Here is a 23,395-nt window from a genome sequence, read left to right as displayed (position 1 = left end):
TACCGCGCAATCTTCCGTTTCGCGCCAGCTTTACGGGAGATTGTGGCGCGGCGACCGGTCATCCTTGTTCGGACTCATCCCGTTGCTTGCGAGGGCTCATGACACTGCTTTTCAAAGTCGATACCGATCGCGGTCTGGTCTGGAAAAACCTGTTCCAGTGTCACGCGCCGGACATTGACGTCCGGCTCTGGCCGGACATCGGTGACCCCGACGAAGTCCGCTACCTGGCGACCTGGCAGCCACCACAGGACATCCACCTGAGGTTCCCGAATCTGCAAGCGATATTCGCCACTTCCGCGGGTGTCGATCAATTCGATCTGGGCTGTCTGCCGCCTCAGGTCGAGGTGGTGCGCATGCTCGATCCCGGCATTGTCCAGGCCATTGTCGAGTACGCCTGTTTTGCGGTGCTGGCGCTGCATCGAAAAATGCCCGAGTACCTGGCCCGGCAGCGCCAGCAGCAGTGGCAAATCCAGCCTTGGGTCTCGGCGCCGCAGCAGCGTGTCGGAGTCATGGGCTTGGGCAACCTGGGGATCGCCGTGCTGGATCGCTTGCGAACCTTCGGTTTCAGCCTCAAGGGTTGGGCCCGATCGGTGAAGCAGATCGATGCTGTCGAGTGTTTCGCCGGCACCGAACAGTTAGCGCAATTTCTCAATCAATGCGACATCCTGATCTGTCTGTTGCCGCTGACGGAAGACACCCGTGGCATTCTCGACGCGTCCACCTTCGCCGCACTTCCCCGTGGCGCGAAGCTGATCAATCTTGGCCGGGGTGGCCACCTGATAGAAACCGACTTGCTCCAGGCGCTGGACAGCGGCCACCTGCAGCATGCCGTGCTCGACGTGCTTAACGACGAACCACCCGCGGCCGACCATCCGTTCTGGCAACACCCGCGTATCTGGCTGACACCACACATCGGTGCCATGACCCAGCCCGAAACAGCCTTCGAGGTCTTGCTGGCCAATATCAGGCGCCATCAGCGTGGCGAACCGATGGTTGGCACCATCAAGCGCAGCGATGGCTATTGAGTGAGGATGGCCTCTCTTGGTGGATGAGTCGTAAATGGATAGCTACGCTCACTGTGTATAACACTCCTCTATGCTGATCATAAACCGCTGCAACCCCATTCCGGGCTCATAGGCGAGAAGACAAAGTACACACCTGACCACTGAAACTGTTATCACGCCAGGTGGCGTCAATCTAGTGAGGTCAAGAGGACGACATCCGTGAATGAAGATCTTGAACGTTCACTGACCTTTCTTGCTGACGCCATGAAAGCGAAACTCAATGAAAAGCCGTCTCGAGACCAGACCGACCGTTGGGACAAGGCAAAAACCATAGCGAACTGGGTGGCAGCCATAGCGGTCCCGGTGGTTCTCGGGATCTCTGGCTACTATGTAAATCTCTCTCTTAAAGGTAAGGAAGCACAGATATCCATGACCTCTTTGGCTATCGCCATTTTGAAAGAGACTCCGAACGAGTCAGATGAAAATAGAAATATTAGAGCCTGGGCTGTCAAGGTGATTAACTATTACAGTGAGGTGACAATCCCCGAAGAAACTCAGAAGGCAATTATTGAAAGCGCGCCACTACTGCCAACTCCTGCCAAACGCCCATCTTCATCAGAATACCGGAAGCTTTTTGATACGTTAGTGCTGACCGACACGCGTCCCGGAATCATTGAGGACTACAAAAATCGTTTAATGCAAGGTCGTGCTCGCTATGAAAAAGTTTCTTCAATGACAGGAGTTCCGTGGTTTATAGTGGGAATAATACATCAAATCGAGAGGGGCAATAACTTCAATGTTAATTTCATTAACGGAGATCCTCTCAACAATCGCACTATACATTTCCCTTCGGGTCGCCCCGCTTCGGGAAACCCACCATTCAGCTGGGAAGAAACTGCCGTTGACGCTTTGCGCGGTTTAGATAGAGTTACCAACTGGACAATTGAAGAGTCTCTATTCAGGCTGGAACGTTATAATGGCATGGGTTACTACCTTTTTCATGCCATGCCATCGCCGTACCTCTGGGGAGGATCAAATCATTATACCAAAGGGAAATATACAGCTGACGGAACGTTCTCTTCCGAAGAAGTAAGTCTCCAGATTGGCGCAGCGGTACTACTGAAGTTAGCAGTGCCTGAGGAAGAGTTAAAAAAACTCCTGTCTGTTCAACCAGGCAACAGCATCGAGTCGACACGCTGAATGTAGCGCTCGCGCATTTCACACAATTCGCGTGGAGTCAGCTTGCAGTTTAATTCATCCTTGGCCAATCACTTGTGGCCTTCGCGAACCTCCTGCTCCAACTCACGCCGCCTGCGTCCGAGCCAGCCGCCCGACGCGGCCCACAACAAGGCGATTGCCGCGCCGATGAACATCGCCAGTTGCGGATGCTCGGCCAGCACATCCAGCCCGCGCTTGACCCAGCCGGCGACGGCATCGCCGCCGCGATAGACCACGGTGTCGATGAAGTTCTTGGCTTTGTATTTCTGCTCCGGCATCAGCACGGTGTAGAGCATTTCTCTTCCAGGGCGTACCAGCGCGTACTCACCGGCCCGGCGGATGACCATGACCACCACGAACACGGCAAACACCGGCGCCAGTGCCAGCCACAGGAAACCGGCGGCCATGAGCAGCGGCACGACGACCAGCAACACCCCCACGCCGAGCTTCTGCGCGATGCGTCCGGTGAGGAAGAGTTGCGTCAGGATCGCCAGGGTCTGGACCACCGCATCGATCAGTCCGAACACTTGGGTCTGACGCGTAGGGTCAGGGAAGGTCTGCGCCACCAGCCGCGCCTGCTCGAAATACAGGAAGGTGCTGACGCTGGCCAGCAGCACCACGAACACGGCGATGCCCAACAAATAAGGTGAGCGCAGCACCGCGGTGGCGCCGGCGAACGGATTGCCGCCCAGCGGCCTGGAACGAGGGTGTTCGACCTCCGCCGGCAGCGGGTGGCGATCCCGCCAGCGCTGCAGGTACAGCGCCGCGCCGATGCTGCCGAGCAGAAACACTGCCGCCAGCAGCAGCAGGCCTGAGTGACCAATGATCCCGACCAGCACTGCGCCCAGAATCGGCCCGATCAGCCCGCCCAGGCTGGCGCCACTGGCCATCAGGCCGAACAGGCGCTTGGCCTGCTCGTTGGAGAACAGGTCGGCCAGTACACTCCAGGCCAGCGAAATGGCCAGCAGGTTGAACACCGACAGCCAGATATAGAACGCCCGCGCGGCCTGGATATTGTCCGGTTGCACGGCAAAGATCGCCGCAAACAGCAGCAGGTTGGTTGCCAGAAAGCCATAGGTCCAGGGCAGGATGCGCCGACGCTCGACCCGTGAGGCCAGCCATCCAAACAACGGCAGCGCCACCAGGGTGGCAATGAACGTACCGGTGAACAACCACTGCAGGTTCTCCACGCCACCGGCCACCCCCATGGTCTCGCGCACCGGGCGCAGCATGAAGTAACCGGCGAACAGCAGGAAAAACAAGGCCAGCCCACCGCACACCGCGACACCCTCCTCCTCGCGGACGTTGGTGCCCCTGCCCAACAGGTTGCTCAGGCGGTTGCGCGTTGCCGGCTCAGCCATGAGAGCCCGGCGCTCAAGCGAATTGCTCGATCAGACTTTGCTGTTGCCCGGCGCTGAGCAACGGACCGGTTCCAGCCTTGAGCTGATCGAGCTGACGTTCGGGCCGGCTGGTGGCGGGGATCACCGTGGTCACGGCCGGATGGCTGATGGCAAACTTGAGGAACAACTGCGCCCAACTGCTGATCCCCATCTCCGTTGCCCAGCCCGGCAATGCCAGGTCCTTGACCCTGGCGAACAATCGGCCGTCGTCGAAAGCCCGGTTGATCAGTACCGCCACGCCCTTGTCCCGGGCCAGCGGCAACACGGTTTTGGCGGCATTGGGCGAGTTGACCGAATAGTGGATCTGGATGAAGTCGAGCTTTTCAGTGCGCAGAATCCGCTCCAATTCTGCCAGGCCGCTGTCGATGTAGTGGGTCACGCCAATGTAGCGGGTCTTGCCCTGGGCCTTGAGTTCGCGGGCATAGGGCAGTTGCTCCTGCCAGTCGCGCAGGTTGTGGATCTGCAGCAGATCGACTTTATCGGTCCGCAGTTTTTTCAACGAACCTGCCCACTGCTCTTCGGCTGCGGCGCGGCTGTTGGCGGCGATCTTGGTCGCCAGGAAGGTCTTCTGGCGCCATCCCCCCTCCTCCAGTAACTGACCGAGCACCGCGTCGGCGCTGCTGTAGTTGGGCGAGGTATCGATGACCCGGGCGCCATGCTGGAAAAACACCTGCAGCACCTGTTTGAGCTGCTGGTACTGCGCCGACCCCGCCTCGACTTCAAAACTACCGGAGGTGCCTGCGCCAATCACCGGCAGCGCTTCACCGGTAGAAGGGATCGTGCGAGTCAGCAAGGGCGTTACCGCCGCTGGCTGCCCGTTCGATGTGCTTTGTGCGAAGGCCCCGGGATGAACCACCAGGACACCCAGGCCCGCTGTGGCGGCGGCAGTGGTTACCAGGAAATGGCGACGTGTATACATGCTTGATCTCCTTCCACCAGAGCGCGCCCAGCGTGCGGTCGATGGGAAAGTGCTGGCTAGCCCGATAGAGGAATGGCCAGGGTCAACCAGGTGTTCCAGCCCTCAGCGCGATTCTTCGCGTCAAACTCGTAGTAGCCCTTGAGATTGGTGTACCAGAGCTGTTGGCCGACCTTGAAGAAGTGCCCGGCCTGTGGCCCCACGGCGCTGATCCTCGATTTGAAGTCGCCAAGCACGGCGCCGCTGCCGCTGTCCCCGGTCACCTGATGGTAAAAGTAGCCGACAACGCCCAAGTGGGTCTGATCCGTGATGAAGTGCGAGGCACTCCAGTCCAGGTGGGCGTCGATGCCGTTCTGGTAATCGGTATCCGAATTCTCCCAGTTGTAGGTCACACCGGCCACGGCGGAGAACTCGTTTTTCTTGTCGAAATAGGTGTAGCCGCCCCCGGCATCCAGCGAAGCATGGCCGAGCCCCACGTTGACCAGTCGATCAGAGTCATAGGCGCCGACCGGAATGTTGCCCATGCTGTACGCCATGAAGTTGTGAACCCCATGATTCCACTTCAAGCTGCCCAGCAGGAAGACGTCACTCCCGCCGTTCAGACTGTCCTCGGTGCCCCCGGAGAAGCTCCGGCCGCGCGGGCCGGTCAAGGTGACATCAACACTGGCTTTCGACCGCCCCACGGCGACTACCATCGAAATCGCTGCCTGAGCCCCGAGCAGTGGTTCGGCAAAGGTATAGGTGGGGCCACCGAACAACAGGTCGGCTCGCGCATCCACGCCCAGGGTGGTCCGTCCTCCGCGCGCAAAGGGTTTATTCGCGCTCTCGTCCGCACTGACGTGGTAATAGATCAATGGCAGACTCCAGCCAGGTTCAGTCGGCACGGCTGCCAGTGCGCCGAATTGGCCCGGTAGCCAGAAACTGATACCTCCGTCATCCGCAGACACCGTGAATGCAGGCAACAAAGCCAGAAGCCCGAAAATCCTTCCCTTCGCTCTCATCCAGCACCTCCTGGCAAACAACCTGATACGTCAGGTTAGTCGCCGCGGGAAATGCTGCCAGCTTCGCCGGCCGAATACACCCGTGATATCGCGGGTGCACACAAACCCCGTAGGAGCTGCCGCAGGCTGCGATCCTTTGATCTTCCCAACAGCCGACTCGTTGCCTGAGCGGGCGCCAAAGTCAAAAAATCGCAGCCTTTGGCAGCTCCTACGCCGACCACATACACCCCTGATATCGCGGGTGCACACAAATCCCGTAGGAGCTGCCGCAGGCTGCGATCCTTTGATCTTCCCAACAGACGACTCGTTGCCTGAGCGGGCGCCAAAGTCAAAAGATCGCAGCCTTTGGCAGCTCCTACGCCGACCACATACACCCCTGATATCGCGGGTGCACACAAACCCCGTAGGAGCTGCCGTAGGCTGCGATCCTTTGATCTTCCCAACAGCCGACTCGCTGCCTGAACGGGCGCCAAAGTCAAAAGATCGCAGCCTTCGGCAGCTCCTACGCCGACCACATACAACCGGGGTGTTGAGGGTGTACGCAATCCCGTAGGAGCTGCCGCAGGCTGCGATCCTTTGATCTTCCCAACAGACAACTCGTTGCCTGAGCGGGCGCCAAAGTCAAAAGATCGCAGCCTTCGGCAGCTCCTACGCCGACCGAATACATCCGTGATATCGCGGGTGTACACAAATCCCGTAGGAGCTGCCGCAGGCTGCGATCCTTTGATCTTCCCAACAGCCGACTCGTTGCCTGAGCGGGCGCCAAAGTCAAAAGATCGCAGCCTTCGGCAGCTCCTACGCCGACCACATACACCCCTGATATCGCGGGTGCACACAAACCCCGTAGGAGCTGCCGCAGGCTGCGATCCTTTGATCTTCCCAACAGCCGACTCGCTGCCTGAACGGGCGCCAACGTCAAAAGATCGCAGCCTTCGGCAGCTCCTACGCCGACCACATACACCCCTGATATCGCGGATGCACACAAACCCCGTAGGAGCTGCTGCAGGCTGCGATCCTTTGATCTTCCCAACAGCCGACTCGTTGCCTGAGCGGGCGTCAAAGTCAAAAGATCGCAGCCTTCGGCAGCTCCTACGCCGACCGAATACATCCGTGATATCGCGGGTGTACACAAATCCCGTAGGAGCTGCCGCAGGCTGCGATCCTTTGATCTTCCCAACAGCCGACTCGTTGCCTGAGCGGGCGCCAAAGTCAAAAGATCGCAGCCTTCGGCAGCTCCTACGCCGACCACATACACCCCTGATATCGCGGGTGCACACAAACCCCGCAGGAGCTGCCGCAGGCTGCGATCCTTTGATCTTCCCAACAGCCGACTCGTTGCCTGAACGGGCGCCAAAGTCAAAAGATCGCAGCCTTCGGCAGCTCCTACGCCGACCACATACACCCCTGATATCGCGGGTGCACACAAACCTCGTAGGAGCTGCTGCAGGCTGCGATCCTTTGATCTTCCCAACAGCCGACTCGTTGCCTGAGCGGGCGTCAAAGTCAAAAGATCGCAGCCTTCGGCAGCTCCTACGCCGACCACATACACCCCTGATATCGCGGGTGCACACAAACCCCGTAGGAGCTGCCGCAGGCTGCGATCCTTTGATCTTCCCAACAGCCGACTCGTTGCCTGAACGGGCGCCAAAGTCAAAAAATCGCAGCCTTCGGCAGCTCCTACGCCGACCACATACACCCCTGATATCGCGGGTGCACACAAACCCCGTAGGAGCTGCCGCAGGCTGCGATCCTTTGATCTTCCCAACAGACGACTCGTTGCCTGAACGGGCGCACGCCGATCGAATACACCCGTGATATCGCGGATATCAGGGTTTAGGACTGGCCAATGGAATCCCGGCGGCGCTCAAGCGCTTGAGAATTTCAAACAGCAGCTCGCTCTTGGTATTGCTGACGATACGGGGGCTGCTGACATAACCGGTGATGGTCAAAGTGATGCCCGCCGGCGTCAGCTGGCTGAATCTGACGGAAGGCGCGGGTTTTTCGAGAACGCTTTCGTGTTCGGTATAGGCTTCCTGCAGCAGGTCCCGGACTTGTTCCGGATCGATATCGAAGGGAAAGGTCAGTTCGAGTGTCGCCACCCCTTGCGCACTGCCGCCCATGGTTACATTGCGCAGATTCTGGGAAATCAGTTGAGAGTTGGGGACGATCACAATCGAGCGATCGCTGAGTTGTATTTCCGTGGCCCTGACGTTGATCCGCCGGATATCGCCTTCGACCCCGCTGATGCTCACCAGGTCGCCGACTTTGACCGGACGCTCGGTGAGCAGGATGATCCCGGAGACGAAATTCTTGACGATCTCCTGCAGGCCAAAGCCGATGCCCACCGACAAGGCACTGACAATCCAGGCAAGACTGTTCCACTTGATGCCCAGAGTAGACAAACTCAGCAGAATCACCACGGCGTAACCGACGTTGCTGAACAAGGTACTCAGCGAGGCGGACATGCCCGGGTCCATATCGGTTTTAGGCAAGAACTCCCTGTCCAGCCACCGGCTCAAGGTTCGAATCAGATAGACCCCGATTGCCAGGGCCAGGACCGCGTTCAGCAGATGCGCCGGAATGATATTCAGTTTGCGCAGCCCGCCGCCACCGAGCACCGCGACGGTATTGTTAGCCAGTTGTCCAAGGGTGCTGCCCACTCCGCCGACGATCAACACAATGACGGCGAGCAACAACAGCAGCGCCCTGCCCGCCCCCGACAAAACGATCTCTGCCTGCTCCAGGCGTACGTCGCCAATGCCCAATAGCTGCTTGAGTGCTTTGCCACTTGAGCTCCGGGGAGAAAAAGCGTTTTCGCAGATGTCTTTGTGCAATTGGGTCAGCAGATAGAAACTGGCCACAACGATATAGATCCATACCAGTTCATATGTCAGGAACCTGGCCAGAGAGGTATAGCCAATCAACAAGGAGAACAGTGACAGCATAATGACGATATAGGCACCGGCATAGAGCAGGCCGGCAAAGGTGCTACGTGCTTCAGGCGCTTCACCTGCCGCGGCCATCGCTCTGCGAGTGTGACCGGTACGCACCAGCAACGCTGCGATAACCAGCGCGACGACCAGCGCTACCACCCCACGTCCGATAAGGATGACCTGCGTACTCATGCCCGCCACGTTGGTCATCTGCACCAGAGCAACCAGCGCAAACATACAACCTGCCAATATCCGTGGAAACGGCTTCATGGCCAGGGCGACCGGATCGGCAATGTCGGGTAAGCGCCAGGACGGATGTTTCGTCGATAACAAGGCACGACCCAGGCCAGTAATCATGGCGCAGGTGTAGACCAGCTTATCCAGCTCGTCAGCGAAGTTCTGCAGGGTCGGCGTCGGTTGAGACTCGCGGGTAACGGCAAAGTAGACCAGTTGATACGCACAACCGGTGGTCAGTACCGTGGCCAGGGTCGTGGTGATTGCCAGTGAACTGCGCCGAAGCCGTCCTTCGGGCAAGCGGTGGATGCAGAGCCAGGTCAGCCCGCGCTCGACCAACCTGCGTCCCAGGCTCCATACCGCCAGGGCCGAGAGTAGCAGTAGCGCGGACCGGGTTCGTTGTCCCGGTTGCCACATGGCTTGAACCGCTGGGGCTGTCTGTTCGATGAAAATCTTGAAGCGCTGTTTATCCTCGGCAAGCGGATTAAACAAAGGCGACCAGAACTGGATACCGAGGATGCTACCGGTGCGCAACACCAGTTCGGTTTCCAGCTGACTCCGGCGGATTCCTGCGATCTGCAGAGTGAGATTGGCCGCGTTCTGCTTGATGCTTTCCAGCAACTTCAACTCGTCGTCCAAGCGGGATTTTTGACCGCTGAGGTAGGCCCGTTGTTGCACGATATCAGGCTTTTCGATCGTCGAGCTGTCGGTGGGTGGCGGTCCTAATACGCCCAGTTGGGCTTGCAGCTGTGCCTGTTCGGGAAGCAGCGAGACTGCCAGCTTGTTGGAATCACTGATCAGCTGCTGCACCAGGTCCTGAAGCCCGACCAACTGATTGTAATTGGTGGTGAGCGCAGCCTGCTGTTTGAGCGTGTCCAGTCGTACCTGGAGTTTTTGCAGCTCGCTTTGGGGAACGACCGTTGTGGTGGTTTGCTCCTGCGGTACTGAGGCCTGCGGCATATCGGCCGCCACAAGTGCGCCCGTCACCAGGCCAAGCAGCAGGATGCAGGCGGCGCGAACTATTGTTTTCAATGCATTGCACATAGGAGGGCCAGCCCTTGGTTTTACTCGCCTTGTCCCAGGACCACTTGATGAACCGGTGCAAGAGCAGACAAAAGCCTCGAGTGGTGGCGAGGCGAATCAGGGGCCACCTCGTTGAACGCAATGGCATGAGTCTAGGCGACGATCGCGAAGTTTCCACATGATCGCGATCAAATGCAGAGGTTGCTCTTTGCCGCAGCGGAATAAATCGAAAGACCCGTGTTAGATAATATTACCTCTGCAATCAGAGACTTGACTCTTCACTCTTGTAGCGGATGTATTTCATCCAGTCTGAAAAGTTTTTTCCGAATTTATCCAGGGATAAGTAGTTACTGGTCGATACATGGAAAATATCAAGTTATGAGCAATACTTCAGCTCTACGAAAATGCCGTTGACACTGATATCCGATCGATAGTGATGATTCATCCCAAGTAGGGAGTTCCCTATGCAGTCGAAATCACCTGCGCTTTCGATACCCGTCCTCGCCCTGCTGGGACTCTGCTGTAGCGAGCAAAGCCTGGCGGGCGGACTCATGCTGTACGAGATCGCCACCGACAACACGGGGCTGGCCAACGCCGGCGCAGCCGCGCGGGCTCAGGGGCCATCGACCATTGCCAGTAATCCAGCGGGCCTGAGCTATCTGGCGGGCACCCAGATCAGCGCTGGCGCTCAATTGTTGTATGGCGACCTGACCTTCGATCGAGATGCTTCCACCAACGTTTCCGGCAGCGGCAGCGGCAACGTGCTCGACCCCATACCCGGCGCGAGCTTCTTCATCAGCCACCAATTGAATGAGCAGTGGAGTGTCGGTTTCGGCTCTTATGGCGACTTCGGTCTGGCGGAAAACTACGACAATGACTGGTCCGGCCGTTATTTCGTGCAAAACGCCAGTATTGGTGGTCTGTCGCTGGTACCCAGTGTGGCCTATCGCTTCAACGAGCAATGGTCAGTGGGTCTCGGGCTCAAGGCGATGTACGGCATGCTGAAAACAGAGGCAGCGATCAATCGCGCGCCCTTCGGTTTGACTGACCGCTCGGACGGTCGATTCAAGTACCAGGACAACGCTTGGGGTTATGGTGCCAATCTTGGCGTGATCTATGCTCCACAACCCGGTACCCGGATCGGCCTGGCCTACACCAGCAAGATCGATCTGGACTTCGAGGACCAGCTGGATGTTGACGGCACCGGCCCATTACTGGATCGACTCAATGGTCTGAACACCCAACTCGATATGCAGGTTCCACAAACGGTCACCCTTAGTCTGTATCAGCAACTTGACAGTCAATGGGCATTATTGGCCACGGCCAACTGGCAAGACTGGTCGGAGTTCGGCGAGGTCAACGTCGAAGTTGATACTTCAGTCGCCGGTGCGCAATCGACCACCGTCGATGCCAACTTCAAGGACACCTACCAATTGGCCGTGGGCGCGCAGTACCAGGCGACGCCAAATCTGTTATGGAATTTCGGTATCGCCTACGACACCTCGGCGGTCTCCGATGGCAATCGGACCTTTACCGTGCCGATGGGTGACGCCTGGCGCTTTGCAGCCGGACTCAGCTATGCGCTGGACCAGGACACTGACGTGAACTTCAGTTGGGTCACACTCTGGCTCGGCGACATGTCTGTGGATCAGACAAAGACCTTGTCCGGCGATCGCACCTCGGGCGAATTCAGCAATGCCTGGATTCATGCCCTCACGGGCAACATGACCTGGCGTTTCTGAATGGCCTGTTTTTGTGAGGTACGCATTCCCCCGACCGCGTGCACCTGCCATGTCGTGAGGTACCCATTCCCCCGCGTAGGAGCTGCCGCAGGCTGCGATCTTTTGATCTTGCTCCTGGGCAATCTCCAGCATCGCCAAAAGATCGCAGGCTGCGCCAGCTCCTACGCCGACCGCGTGCACCTGCCATGTCGTGGGGTACCCATTCCCCCGACCGCGTGCACCTGCCTCGCTCTATATCAGAAGTTCGCCGGCGTGTTCGCGCTGATGATCTCGGCTTCATCCTGCCCGATATTGCGAAAGCGGTGCGGCAAGGTGGTCGGGAAGTAGTAGCCATCACCGGCATTGAGGATGCTGACTTGTCCGTCGATCGTCAGTTCGACGGTGCCACGGGTCACCAGGCCGCACTCCTCGCCTTCGGCATGGACGATGGGGTCGTCGCCGGAACTCGCCCCGGGTGCGTACTGCTCACGCAAAAAACGCATCTGCCGGCTTGGCACGACCGCGCCCACCAGCAGCAGGCGCACGCCATGACGGCCCAGGTCGGGCTGTTCATTGGCGCGGAAGACGTAACGGCCTTCTCGAGGGGGTTGGTCGAAGGTGAAGAAATCCGCCAACGACATGGGAATGCTCTCGAGCAGTTTCTTCAGCGAGCTGACTGAAGGGCTGACGCGATTCTGCTCGATCAGCGAGATCGTGGCATTGGTGACGCCGCTACGCCTGGCCAGTTCGCGCTGAGAAAGCTTATAGCTTTCGCGCACTAGTTTGAGTCGTGTGCCCGTGTCCATGACAGCCTTATGCGAAAAATACTCAAGGGTATCGGGAAGAGTGGACGATCTGTTGGAGCGATCGCCGCTGCCCTGCCCGGATACGTGGAAGCCAAGTATTAAATCACGTTTGTTCGCGCAGCTCAGCAGCTTAGGTAACTGGCCGACAAAAAGGTCGGCGGCCAGGACCCGGCTGGCCGCCGCCGGTAGCTCCAGCTAGATTCCGAAGCGGTCGCGCAGCGAGTAATAAGCGGCGCCCATGGCGGTAAGCGGGGCCTGGAAGGTCCTGCCGCCGATCATCGGCATGTGCGGTAGCGAGGCAAACGCATCAAAGCGCTCGGCATCGCCGCGGATCATCTCCGAGATCAGCTTGCCCGCCAGGTGCGAACAGGTCACCCCATGCCCGCTGTAGCCCTGCATGTAGTAAGCGTTCTTTTCAATGCGGCCGAATTGCGGCATGCGCGACATGGTCAGCAGGAAGTTGCCAGTCCAGCGGTAATCGACCTTCACGCCTTTGAGCTGCGGGAACGTCTTGAGGATTTTCGGCAGGATCAGTTGTTCGATGTCATCCGGTTCGCGGGCACCATAGACCACGCCGCCGCCATACAGCAGGCGATTGTCGGCGGTGAGCCGGAAGTAATCGAGCAGGTAGTTACAGTCTTCAACGCAGTAGTTGTTGGCGATCAGGCTCTTGGCCACTTTCGCTGACAACGGCTCGGTGACGACGATTTGCGAACCGCAGGGCATGCTCTTGCGGGTTACCCGGTTGTCGAGGTCCTGAGGCAGGTAGGCGTTGCCGGCGATCAGCAGGTACTTGGCCCGCACCACGCCTTTGGCGGTGCGCACGGTAATCGGCTCGCCGTAGGTGATTTCCACCGCCGCCGATTGCTCGTAGATTTTGCCGCCCTGGCCGATGATGGCCGAGGCTTCGCCGAGTGCCAGGTTCAGCGGATGGATGTGGCCGCCCTGCATGTCCAGCAGGCCGCCGACGTAGTTGTCGCAACCCACTTCGCGCTTGATGTCAGCCGCGTCGAGCATTTTCAGGTTCTTGTTGCCATAGCGTTCCCAGCTACTTTTCTGCTCGGCCAGGCCTTTGAGTTGCTTCTTGTTCAGCGCGGCAAAGATGCCACCCGGGCGGTAGTCGCACTGGATGTCGTAATGTTTTATGCGCTGACGGATGATGTCCGCGCCCTCGAAGATCATGCTCCCGAGGACTTCGGCGGTTTTGTCGCCATAGCGCTGTTCGATGACATCGACGTCGCGGCTATAGGAATTGACCAGTTGTCCACCGTTGCGCCCGCTGGCGCCGAAGCCGACTTTGGCAGCCTCCAGCACGGTCACGCTGTAGCCCGCTTCAGCGAGGAACAGTGCCGATGACAAACCGGTGTAGCCCGCGCCGATCACGCAGACATCGCACTCCACCAGCTCTTCAAGAACCGGGAAACCGCCCGTCTGATTGCGGGTCGCGGCGTAGTAGCTGTTTACATGAGTTTGCATCATAAATTCCCCGGTGACCGCCGGCAGACGCCTGCGACCACCGTTGTAAAAGTATTAGAGCTTGATCCACGTCGCTTTGAGTTCGGTGTATTTGTCGAACGCATGCAGCGACTTGTCCCGACCGTTACCCGACTGCTTGAACCCGCCGAACGGCGCGGTCATGTCACCGCCGTCGTACTGATTGACCCAGACACTGCCGGCACGCAAGCCGCGGGCAAAGGTGTGGGCCTTGCTCAGGTTGCTGGTCCAGACCCCGGCCGCGAGGCCGAAGATGCTGTCGTTGGCGATCTGCAAGGCTTCTTCAGCGGTATCGAAGGTGATGAGCGACAACACCGGGCCGAAGATCTCTTCCCGGGCAATCGTCATGGCATTGGTCACGCCGTCGAAAATCGCCGGTTCCACGTACAGGCCACCGGTGTCCTCAAGGGTGCGATTGCCACCGGCGATCAGTTGAGCGCCCTGCTCCTTGCCAATTTCGATGTAGCGCAGCACCGACTCCAGTTGCCGCTGATCGACAACCGCGCCGACGGTGGTGGCCGGGTCAAGGGCATGCCCGGGTTTCCAGGCCTGCAGCGCTTGCACCAGCAACGGAATGAACTGCTCGCGGATCGAACGCTCCACCAGCAGACGCGAGCCGGCGGTGCAGACTTCGCCCTGATTGAACGCGATGGCGCTGGCAGCCGCCTGCGCAGCGGCGCGCAGGTCAGGCGCATCGGCAAACACCACGTTAGGGCTTTTGCCGCCGGCCTCCAGCCAGACCCGTTTCATGTTGCTTTGCCCGGAGTAGATCAGCAGTTGCTTGGCCACTACGGTCGAGCCGGTAAAGGCCAGGACGTCGACATCCATATGCAACGCCAGCGCCTTGCCGACGGTGTGACCGAAGCCCGGCAGAACGTTGAACACCCCTTTCGGGATACCCGCGTCCAGCGCAAGCTGAGCGATGCGGATCGCTGTCAACGGCGATTTTTCCGAAGGCTTGAGGATGAACGAGTTACCCGCCGCCAGGGCCGGGGCGAACTTCCAGCTGGCCATGATCAGCGGGAAATTCCACGGCACGATGGCCGCCACCACGCCCGCCGGTTCGCGAGTGATGAGCCCCAACTGATCGTGGGGCGTCGCCGCGACCTCGTCGTAAATCTTGTCGATCGCCTCGGCGCTCCAGCGGATCGCGTTGGCGGTCGCCGGGATGTCGATGCCCATGGAGTCGCTGATCGGCTTGCCCATGTCCAGAGATTCCAGCAGCGCCAGTTCTTCCTGGTGCTGCAGAATCAGGTCGGCGAAGCGAATCAGGATGCGCTTGCGTTCGGTCGGGGCCAGTTTCGCCCAGACGCCGGACTCAAACGCGCGGCGCGCCACCGAAACCGCCGCATTCGCGTCGGCTTCGTCGGTGCTGGCGACGTTCGCCAGAAAGCGACCGTCCACCGGGCTCATGCATTCAAAGGTGTTGCCGCTGAGTGCCGAGCGGTATTGGCCGTCAATGAATGCCCGACCTTCGATGGATAAGGACTGAAAGCGTTGCTCCCAGTCGCTGCGAGTGTTTGCCATGGTTGTAACTCGACGCAGAGAAATAGGTGATCGTTGGGCTGAATGCCCGTGGGTTATTCACACGCCATCAAAGATGTATCGATACCCACAGACGGGAATTAGCCAATCAGACCGTGTGCAAGTACCAGTTGTACTCAAGGTCCGAGATGGAGTTCTCGAACTCGGCGAGTTCGCTTTCCTTGCACGCCACAAACACATCGATGTACAGCGGGTCGATATAACGAGCCATGACTTCGCTGTCGTCCAGCTCGCGCAGGGCATCGCGCAGGTTGTTCGGCAGGCTCTGTTCGTTTTGCTCGTAGCTGTTGCCTTCCACCGGTGCGCCCGGCTCGATTTCGTGAGTCAGGCCATGGTGAATACCGGCCAGGACCGACGCCATCAACAGGTACGGGTTGGCGTCGGCGCCGGCTACCCGATGCTCGATGCGCACGGCATCCGGCGAACCGGTTGGCACGCGGACCGCAACGGTACGGTTGTCGATGCCCCAGCTCGGCGAATTCGGTACGTAGAACTGTGCGCCGAAACGACGGTACGAGTTGACGTTCGGGCAGAGGAAGGCCATCTGCGCCGGCAGGGTCTCGAGCACTCCGCCGATTGCATGACGCAGTGCGGCGTTCTGCTCGGGATCCTCACTGGCAAAGATGTTGTTGCCTTCTTTATCAAGGATCGAAATGTGCACATGCAAACCATTACCCGCCTGGCCCGGATAAGGCTTGGCCATGAAGGTGGTGTCCATCTCATGGTCGTAGGCGATGTTCTTCACCAGACGCTTGAGCAACACCGCGTAGTCGCAGGCCTTGATCGGGTCATTAACGTGATGCAGGTTCACTTCGAACTGCGCCGGGGCGCTTTCCTTGACGATGGCGTCGGCCGGAATGCCCTGCTCTTTCGCGCCTTCGAGGATGTCTTGCAGGCAATCGACGTATTCGTCCAGGTCGTCGATCAGGTAGACCTGGGTCGACATCGGACGCTTGCCCGATACCGGCGAGCGTGGCGATTGCGGACGACCGTTCACGTTGTCCTGGTCGATCAGATAGAACTCCAATTCGAACGCGGCGCAGATAGTCAGGCCCATGTCATCGAATTTGCTTACCACCTGACGCAGCACTTCGCGAGGGTCAGCGAAGAACGGCTGGCCTTCGAGTTCGTGCATGGTCATTAACAGTTGCGCCGTCGGGCGCTTCTGCCAAGGCTCGATGCTGAGCGTATCAGGGATGGGGAAGCAGATTCGGTCCGAGTCGCCGATGTCCAGACCCAGGCCGGTGCTTTCCACCGTAGAACCGTTGATGTCCAGAGCAAACAGTGACGCCGGGAGGTTAATGCCTTTTTCGTAGACCTTATGAAGACTGGTGCGCTCGATGCGCTTGCCGCGCACCACACCGTTCATATCCGCAATCAGAAGGTCGACGTACAAAACCTCAGGATATTTCTTAAGGAATGCGTTTGCTTCGTTGAGTTGAACGGCACGCAGAGGGACCGACATGATGCACCTATTAGCTGTTAATTATTATGTTCACTATCCTTTCACGAGCCCAGTCAATCCGAAAGGCAAAGTGAAGTCAATAGCGAACACTCAACCGTTAATCGCCAATTTTCCGGCCTCATTGAGGTACGCAGGTGCCAAACAAGCCTTGGATCGAGCGTAAAACCTGAACATCGGACGTACGGCGTTTAGAATTTTTTACATGAGAGTTGTTAATTAAAATCAACGAGGCTAAGCTCCGGAAAAGCTCGTTCAAGTGTGAAACTTCGAGGTGATAAAAATGGCATTCAAGCCATTGATCGGCGTTACTGCATGCGTCAAACAGATTGGCCTGCACCCCTACCACGTCAGCGGCGACAAGTACTTGCGTGCTGTCAGCGTCGCGGCTTTGGGACTGCCGGTTGTGATTCCTTCCCTGGCTGAACTGACCGAAATAGATGAGCTGCTCGAGCATCTGGACGGTCTGCTGCTGACTGGCTCGCCATCGAATGTGGAACCGTTCCACTATCAAGGCCCCGACAGCGTCCCAGGCACGGAACACGACCCGCAACGGGACAGCACCACCCTTCCCTTATTACGTGCAGCGATCGCCGCCGGCGTTCCGGTGCTTGGCATCTGCAGGGGCTTTCAGGAAATGAACGTGGCGTTCGGTGGCAGCCTGCATCAGAAGGTCCACGAACTCCCTGGCTTCCTTGATCACCGCGAAGCGGATCATCCGGACCTGGCCGTGCAATACGCACCGGCTCACGCGGTCAGCGTGCAACCGGGCGGCGTGTTCCAGGCGATGGATCTGCCTCGGGTGTTCCAGGTCAACTCGATCCACAGCCAAGGCATCGACAGACTCGCTCCCGGCCTGCGCGCCGAAGCCATTGCACCGGATGGTCTGATCGAGGCGATCTCCGTCGAGCACAGCAAGGCTTTCGCCGTCGGCGTGCAATGGCACCCGGAATGGCAGGTCCTGTCGAACCCTCCTTACTTGAGTATTTTCCAGGCGTTTGGCGACGCGTGCCGGCAACGGGCGGCGCTTCGCAATGCGCGCTGACTGACGACCTCAAACACCACTCAACGATTTAACTGCTCCCGAGAGCCAGGCGGGTGCGCCTTTGCGCGCCCACCCCTCAGGAAAACAACACGTTTTCGATAGCACTTTTGATAACAACAAGCACCACCAGGCAGCCAGGACGGCGGCGCCGAATAAACCCGCGCGGTGCGGGTTGGTATTCACTCTATTAAGTCAGGCCGTATTGGCCCGACTCCTCACACCTGTTGGGAGTTTCACATGGCAAACGCCTCCAGCACTTACAGGAAGGCTCTTGAAGGCAACCCGCACCCGAAGAAGGTGTTGGTTAAAGTCGACCGGGTCACCAAGAAATTCGACGAGACCATCGCAGTAGACGATGTGTCCCTGGAAATCCACCAGGGTGAAATTTTCGCCATGCTCGGTGGCTCCGGCTCAGGAAAGTCGACACTCCTGCGCATGCTGGCAGGCTTCGAGCGTCCAACCGAAGGGCGAATCTACCTCGATGGCGTAGACATCACCGACATGCCGCCCTATGAGCGGCCGATCAATATGATGTTCCAGTCTTACGCCTTGTTCCCGCACATGACCGTGGCGCAGAACATTGCTTTTGGTCTCAAGCAGGACCGGCTGCCGGCCAGCGAGATCGAAGCCCGCGTCGAAGAAATGCTCAAACTGGTGCATATGACCCAGTACGACAGGCGCAAGCCCCATCAACTGTCGGGTGGCCAGCGTCAAAGGGTGGCCCTGGCGCGCTCCCTGGCCAAACGCCCGAAGCTGTTGCTGCTCGACGAGCCCATGGGTGCTCTGGACAAGAAGCTGCGCTCGCAGATGCAGCTGGAACTGGTGGAAATCATCGAACGGGTCGGTGTGACCTGCGTCATGGTCACCCACGATCAGGAAGAGGCCATGACCATGGCCCAGCGCATCGCCATCATGCACCTGGGCTGGATCGCCCAGGTCGGCAGCCCGGTGGATATCTACGAAGCACCGGTCAGCCGCATGGTCTGCGAATTCATCGGTAACGTGAATGCCTTCGACGGCACCGTTACCGAAGACCAGGAAGGCCATGCGGTGATTCATAGCCCGGACCTCGAGCAGAAGATTTATGTCGGTCACGGCGTCAGCACGTCGGTCGAAGACAAGTCCGTCACCTACGCTATTCGCCCGGAGAAGTTGCTGGTCACCACCCTCAAGCCCGACTCTCGCTACAACTGGTCCCCAGGCAAGGTGCATGACATCGCCTACCTGGGTGGGCACTCGGTGTTTTATGTACAGCTGCCGGGCGGCAAGATCGTTCAGTCGTTCATGGCCAACGCCGAACGGCGCGGGGCACGTCCGACCTGGGATGACCAGGTCTACGTGTGGTGGGAAGACGACAGCGGCGTGGTACTGCGTGCATGATCACTCTCAATAAGCGGTTTCAGCGACTGATCCCCAGTGGCCGCAAAGTGGTCATCGGGATTCCATTCCTCTGGCTGTGCCTGTTCTTCATGCTGCCATTCTTCCTGGTGATGAAGATCAGCTTCTCGGAAGCTGCCCTGGCCATTCCACCCTACTCGGAGATCTACAGCTTCGCCGAGCAGAAATTCCAGCTATTCCTCAACGTCGGCAACTATGCGCTGCTGGCCGCCGATGACCTGTACATCTCGGCCTATCTCGGCTCGCTGAAAGTGGCCTTTTTCAGCACCCTGATCTGCCTGGTGATCGGCTTCCCGATGGCCTATGCCATCTCCAAGGCCCGCCAGGACGCGCAGACCGTGTTACTGCTGCTGATCATGATGCCGACCTGGACGGCGATCCTGATCAGGGTTTACGCCTGGATGGGAATCCTCAGCAATAACGGCCTGCTCAATGCCTTCCTGCTCTGGACCGGCCTTATCCAACACCCGATAGAAATATTGAACACCAACCTCGCGGTGTATATCGGGGTGGTGTACGCCTACCTGCCGTTCATGGTCCTGCCGCTCTACGCCAACCTGGTCAAGCATGACCAGAGCCTGCTCGAAGCCGCATCGGACCTCGGCTCCAGCACCTTCAACAACTTCTGGAAAATCACCGTGCCGCTGGCAAAAAACGGCATCGTCGCCGGCTGCATGCTGGTGTTCATTCCAGTAGTCGGTGAGTTCGTCATTCCGGAACTGCTCGGTGGCCCGGAAACCCTGATGATCGGCCGCGTGCTCTGGCAAGAGTTCTTCAACAACCGTGACTGGCCGGTGGCGTCCGCCCTGGCCGTGGTGATGCTGGCGATCCTGATTGTGCCGATCATCCTGTTCAACCGCAGCCAGGCCAAAGAGATGGAGGGACGGGCATGAAGCGTTTCGGATTTGCAAAACTGATGCTGGTACTCGGCTTGCTGTTCATCTACCTGCCGATGCTGATCCTGGTGATCTACTCGTTCAACGCCTCGAAACTGGTAACGGTCTGGGGCGGCTGGTCGGTGAAGTGGTATGTCGGCCTGCTGGACAACTCGCAACTGATGGGCTCGGTGGTGCGTTCGCTGGAAATCGCCTGCTACACCGCGATAGCCGCGGTGGCGCTGGGCACCCTGGCGGCGTTCGTACTGACCCGCGTGACCCGCTTCAAGGGCCGCACGCTGTTCGGCGGCCTGGTCACCGCGCCGTTGGTGATGCCTGAAGTGATCACCGGTCTGTCGTTGTTGCTGCTGTTCGTCGCCATGGCGCAGATGATCGGCTGGCCCCAGGAACGCGGCCTCATCACCATCTGGATCGCCCACACCACTTTCTGTGCGGCCTATGTGGCGGTGGTGGTCTCGGCACGCTTGCGTGAACTGGACCTGTCCATCGAAGAAGCGGCCATGGATCTGGGGGCGCGGCCGCTGAAGGTGTTTTTCCTGATCACCATCCCGATGATCGCACCATCGCTGGGCGCGGGCGGCATGATGTCCTTCGCCCTGTCGCTGGATGACCTGGTGCTGGCGAGCTTCGTCTCGGGGCCGGGTTCGACCACCTTGCCGATGGAAGTGTTCTCCGCCGTGCGCCTGGGGGTGAAACCGGAAATCAACGCCGTGGCCAGCCTGATTTTGCTGGTGGTTTCGTTTGTGACCTTCCTGGTCTGGTATTTCAGCCGCAAGGCCGAAGCCAGCCGCAAACGCGCGATCCAGGAAGCCATGGACCAGACCGCGAGCGAATCCTGGAAGCAACCTGAGCGACAACTGGCGGGTGCGGCTGCCTAGCAGCCGCGTTTAAAACCGCCGCACATCACAAGAAGAAAACGGAGTTGTACGGATGAAAATGTTTGGCAGGACTCTACTCACACTGTCCTTGTTGGGTGGGTCCTTATTCGGCACGATCAGCACCTGCGCCCTGGCCAATGACCAGGTGCTGCGGGTCTACAACTGGTCGGACTACATCGCACCGGACACGCTGAAGAAATTCGAAGACGAAACCGGGATCCGTGTCGTCTACGACGTGTTCGACAGCAATGAAACCCTTGAGGCCAGATTGCTCGCCGGCAAGTCAGGTTACGACATCGTCGTCCCCTCCAACAGTTTCCTGGCCAAGCAGATCAAGGCCGGGGTCTACCAGCCGCTGGATAAATCAAAACTGTCCAACTGGAAAAACCTCAACCCGACCCTGCTGAAAAACGCCTCCGCCAGCGATCCCGATAACGACCATGCCTTCCCCTACCTGTGGGGCTCGATCGGTATCGGCTTCAACCCGGACAAGGTCAAGCAGGCCCTGGGCACCGACGCACCGGTCAATTCCTGGGACCTGCTGTTCAAACCCGAGAACGCCGAAAAACTGCAATCCTGCGGCATCAGCTTCCTCGACTCGCCAACCGAAATGCTCCCGGCCGCCCTGCACTACCTGGGCTACCCGGTGAACTCCCAGGAACAGCGGCAGATCGCCGAGGCCGAAGCGCTGTTCATGAAAATCCGCCCATCGGTGGCTTACTTCCATTCGTCCAAGTACATCTCGGACCTGGCCAACGGCAACATCTGCGTCGCCGTCGGCTACTCCGGCGACGTGCTGCAGGCCAAGGCCCGCGCCAGGGAAGCCGGCGACAGCGTGAAAATCGACTACAGCATCCCGAAAGAAGGTGCAGGCAGCTTCTATGACATGGTCGCCATCCCCCGGGACGCGGCAAACGTCGAGAATGCCTACCTGTTCATGAACTTCCTGATGCGCCCGGAGATCATGGCCGAGATCACCAACAACGTCGGCTACAGCAACGCCAACGCCGCGTCGACACCCTTGGTCGACGAAGCGATTCGTAACGACCCTGGTTCGTACCCGCCGCAAGACGTGATGGCCACCCTCTATGCCGTCCCCGACCTGCCCATCGGCACCCAGCGCCTGATGACCCGCGGCTGGACCCGGGTAAAACTCGGGCAATAGACCCTGCGCCCCTGCGGGCGCGACACCTGTTCCGTTCACGCAGCGACTTACCAACGCGGCAGCAACATGAGCGGCTTCACCTGGCCTCCCTCGGTTAAGGTGATTCTTGGCGCCTTCGGGCGCTTTTTTTGTTTCAGTCCGGCTATCAGAAGCGCAGGGGATGCGGATTGCCCTGCTCTACTCTTTGCATTTGGTGACAGAGCAAAGATTTTTTGCGGGTGAACCTTATCCCCCGATACCCGGTCGATACTTGCAACCTAAGCTATGTTTGCCGGTACCCGCATCGACGGTGATCACTGGTCAGCTTCATTTTCTGGAGAATGCCCCGATGATATCGACTCTACACATAGCCAGGCTCAAAGCATGGGGCGCCCATGGGTTTACCGCCACCGGCGTGGTCACCGCATTCCTGGCGACCATTGCCTTGTTCGAGAACCAGCCCAAAGCCTGCCTGCTGTGGCTCGGGGTGGCGCTGATTGTCGACGGCGTCGACGGCTCGCTGGCGCGCAAGGTCAATGTCCAGACTGTCCTGCCGGGTTTCGATGGGTCGGTGCTGGATCTGGTCATCGACTACCTGACCTATGTGTTTATCCCGGCCCTGTTCATCTATTGGTATGTCGAGCTGCCGGGCTACACACCGCTGCTGACCGTAACGGTGATCCTGGTCTCTTCGCTGTTCTGCTTCTGCAACGTCAACATGAAGAGCAAGGACAACTACTTCCAGGGCTTCCCCGCCGCCTGGAATGTGGTCGCCCTGTGCCTCTACATCATCTCCCCGGCACCCTGGATCACCCTGCTGAGCATCATCGGGCTGGCACTATTGACCGTGACCCGGATGAAATTCCTCCACCCCTTCCGCGTCCGCCGGTTCATGCCGATCAACATCGCCGTGACCGCCGTCTGGCTGCTGTGCAGCCTGTCGCTGGTGCTCAACCATCCAGGCAAAGACCCGATGGTGATGGGGCTGTGGCTGGCGATGTCGGCTTATTTCCTGGGGATCTGTATCTGGCGCACTTCGTTGGAGTGGATTGACAGGTCACGTGTGCAATAAAGCACCTTAATGTAGGAGCAGCCGGTCGACGCTCGATTGCTCGCGATGGACGTTAACGATAACGCGTGTTGTCTGAATAAACGCGCCGGTCTTGAGTCCATCGCGAACAATCGAGCGTCGACCGGCTGCTCCTGCAGAGACTTCAATTCCGTAACTGACTGGTATTGAGATAAGCGAGCTTCAAGAAGATCAAGATCAAAAGATC

17 protein-coding genes are annotated in these 23,395 nt (G+C 58.8%); 9 read left to right on the top strand and 8 right to left on the bottom strand.

The window, feature by feature from the left end:
* Positions 1-98 precede the first annotated feature (98 nt).
* Together AC3IUA_RS14995 and AC3IUA_RS14990 are read left to right on the top strand one after the other, a co-directional pair.
* Complete coding sequence (locus AC3IUA_RS14995; RefSeq protein WP_489362097.1) at positions 99-1,025, top strand: 2-hydroxyacid dehydrogenase; 927 nt, start codon at positions 99-101, stop codon at positions 1,023-1,025.
* A 198-nt stretch (positions 1,026-1,223) separates the two neighbouring features.
* The gene (locus tag AC3IUA_RS14990) at positions 1,224-2,204 is read left to right on the top strand and encodes a hypothetical protein (RefSeq protein WP_489362095.1); all 981 of its coding nucleotides are present in this window, start codon (positions 1,224-1,226) and stop codon (positions 2,202-2,204) included.
* A gap of 68 nt (positions 2,205-2,272) precedes the next feature.
* On the opposite strand, the gene AC3IUA_RS14985 is transcribed toward AC3IUA_RS14990, so the two are convergent.
* The 4 genes from AC3IUA_RS14985 to AC3IUA_RS14970 form a co-directional block, all read right to left on the bottom strand.
* A complete protein-coding gene (locus tag AC3IUA_RS14985) occupies positions 2,273-3,583 on the bottom strand; it encodes an NTP/NDP exchange transporter (protein ID WP_489362093.1) in 1,311 nt (436 codons plus the stop codon).
* 13 nt (positions 3,584-3,596) lie between these two features.
* On the bottom strand, positions 3,597-4,541 hold the full coding sequence (locus AC3IUA_RS14980) for an aldo/keto reductase (protein WP_489362091.1): 945 nt from the start codon (positions 4,539-4,541) through the stop codon (positions 3,597-3,599).
* Positions 4,542-4,597: 56 nt separating this feature from the next.
* Complete coding sequence (locus tag AC3IUA_RS14975; RefSeq protein ID WP_489362089.1) at positions 4,598-5,539, bottom strand: SphA family protein; 942 nt, start codon at positions 5,537-5,539, stop codon at positions 4,598-4,600.
* Between the two features lie 1,826 nt (positions 5,540-7,365).
* Positions 7,366-9,750 carry a DUF3772 domain-containing protein gene (locus AC3IUA_RS14970; RefSeq protein WP_489362087.1) on the bottom strand — a complete coding sequence of 795 codons (2,385 nt, stop codon included), beginning with the start codon at positions 9,748-9,750 and terminating at the stop codon, positions 7,366-7,368.
* Between the two features lie 443 nt (positions 9,751-10,193).
* Here AC3IUA_RS14970 and AC3IUA_RS14965 point away from each other — a divergent pair, with 443 nt between their 5' ends.
* Positions 10,194-11,471, top strand: coding sequence for an OmpP1/FadL family transporter (locus AC3IUA_RS14965; RefSeq protein WP_489362085.1), 1,278 nt, complete (start codon positions 10,194-10,196; stop codon positions 11,469-11,471).
* A 236-nt stretch (positions 11,472-11,707) separates the two neighbouring features.
* On the opposite strand, the gene AC3IUA_RS14960 is transcribed toward AC3IUA_RS14965, so the two are convergent.
* The 4 genes from AC3IUA_RS14960 to AC3IUA_RS14945 form a co-directional block, all read right to left on the bottom strand.
* Entirely contained in the window at positions 11,708-12,256 is a 549-nt protein-coding gene (locus tag AC3IUA_RS14960) for a cupin domain-containing protein (RefSeq protein ID WP_489362083.1), read from the bottom strand.
* A gap of 195 nt (positions 12,257-12,451) precedes the next feature.
* A complete protein-coding gene (locus tag AC3IUA_RS14955) occupies positions 12,452-13,735 on the bottom strand; it encodes an NAD(P)/FAD-dependent oxidoreductase (RefSeq protein ID WP_489362081.1) in 1,284 nt (427 codons plus the stop codon).
* Between the two features lie 51 nt (positions 13,736-13,786).
* Entirely contained in the window at positions 13,787-15,277 is a 1,491-nt protein-coding gene (locus tag AC3IUA_RS14950) for an aldehyde dehydrogenase (protein WP_489362079.1), read from the bottom strand.
* A gap of 106 nt (positions 15,278-15,383) precedes the next feature.
* Entirely contained in the window at positions 15,384-16,760 is a 1,377-nt protein-coding gene (locus AC3IUA_RS14945; RefSeq protein WP_489362077.1) for a glutamine synthetase family protein, read from the bottom strand.
* A gap of 280 nt (positions 16,761-17,040) precedes the next feature.
* Here AC3IUA_RS14945 and AC3IUA_RS14940 point away from each other — a divergent pair, with 280 nt between their 5' ends.
* The 6 genes from AC3IUA_RS14940 (at position 17,041) to pcsA (ending at position 23,190) form a co-directional block, all read left to right on the top strand.
* Positions 17,041-17,802, top strand: coding sequence for a gamma-glutamyl-gamma-aminobutyrate hydrolase family protein (locus AC3IUA_RS14940; RefSeq protein WP_489362075.1), 762 nt, complete (start codon positions 17,041-17,043; stop codon positions 17,800-17,802).
* Between the two features lie 237 nt (positions 17,803-18,039).
* Positions 18,040-19,182 (top strand): ABC transporter ATP-binding protein, encoded by a 1,143-nt coding sequence (locus AC3IUA_RS14935; protein WP_489362073.1) that lies wholly within the window; start codon positions 18,040-18,042, stop codon positions 19,180-19,182.
* A 29-nt stretch (positions 19,183-19,211) separates the two neighbouring features.
* Positions 19,212-20,093, top strand: coding sequence for an ABC transporter permease subunit (locus AC3IUA_RS14930; protein WP_489362364.1), 882 nt, complete (start codon positions 19,212-19,214; stop codon positions 20,091-20,093).
* Positions 20,090-20,974 carry an ABC transporter permease subunit gene (locus AC3IUA_RS14925; RefSeq protein WP_489362071.1) on the top strand — a complete coding sequence of 295 codons (885 nt, stop codon included), beginning with the start codon at positions 20,090-20,092 and terminating at the stop codon, positions 20,972-20,974. The genes AC3IUA_RS14930 and AC3IUA_RS14925 overlap by 4 nt, the downstream gene beginning before the upstream one ends.
* 52 nt (positions 20,975-21,026) lie before the next feature.
* Positions 21,027-22,139, top strand: a complete 1,113-nt coding sequence (locus AC3IUA_RS14920) for a polyamine ABC transporter substrate-binding protein (RefSeq protein WP_489362069.1) — start codon at positions 21,027-21,029, stop codon at positions 22,137-22,139.
* A 328-nt stretch (positions 22,140-22,467) separates the two neighbouring features.
* Positions 22,468-23,190: a phosphatidylcholine synthase gene (gene pcsA, locus AC3IUA_RS14915; RefSeq protein WP_489362067.1), complete on the top strand. Its 723-nt coding sequence runs from the start codon at positions 22,468-22,470 to the stop codon at positions 23,188-23,190.
* The last annotated feature ends 205 nt before the right edge of the window (positions 23,191-23,395 follow it).

The sequence above is a fragment of the Pseudomonas sp. KH_050 genome (assembly GCF_057838875.1).
The sequence above is the reverse complement of the archived record's forward strand: the minus strand, read 5'-3'. Positions and strand labels throughout refer to the sequence as shown.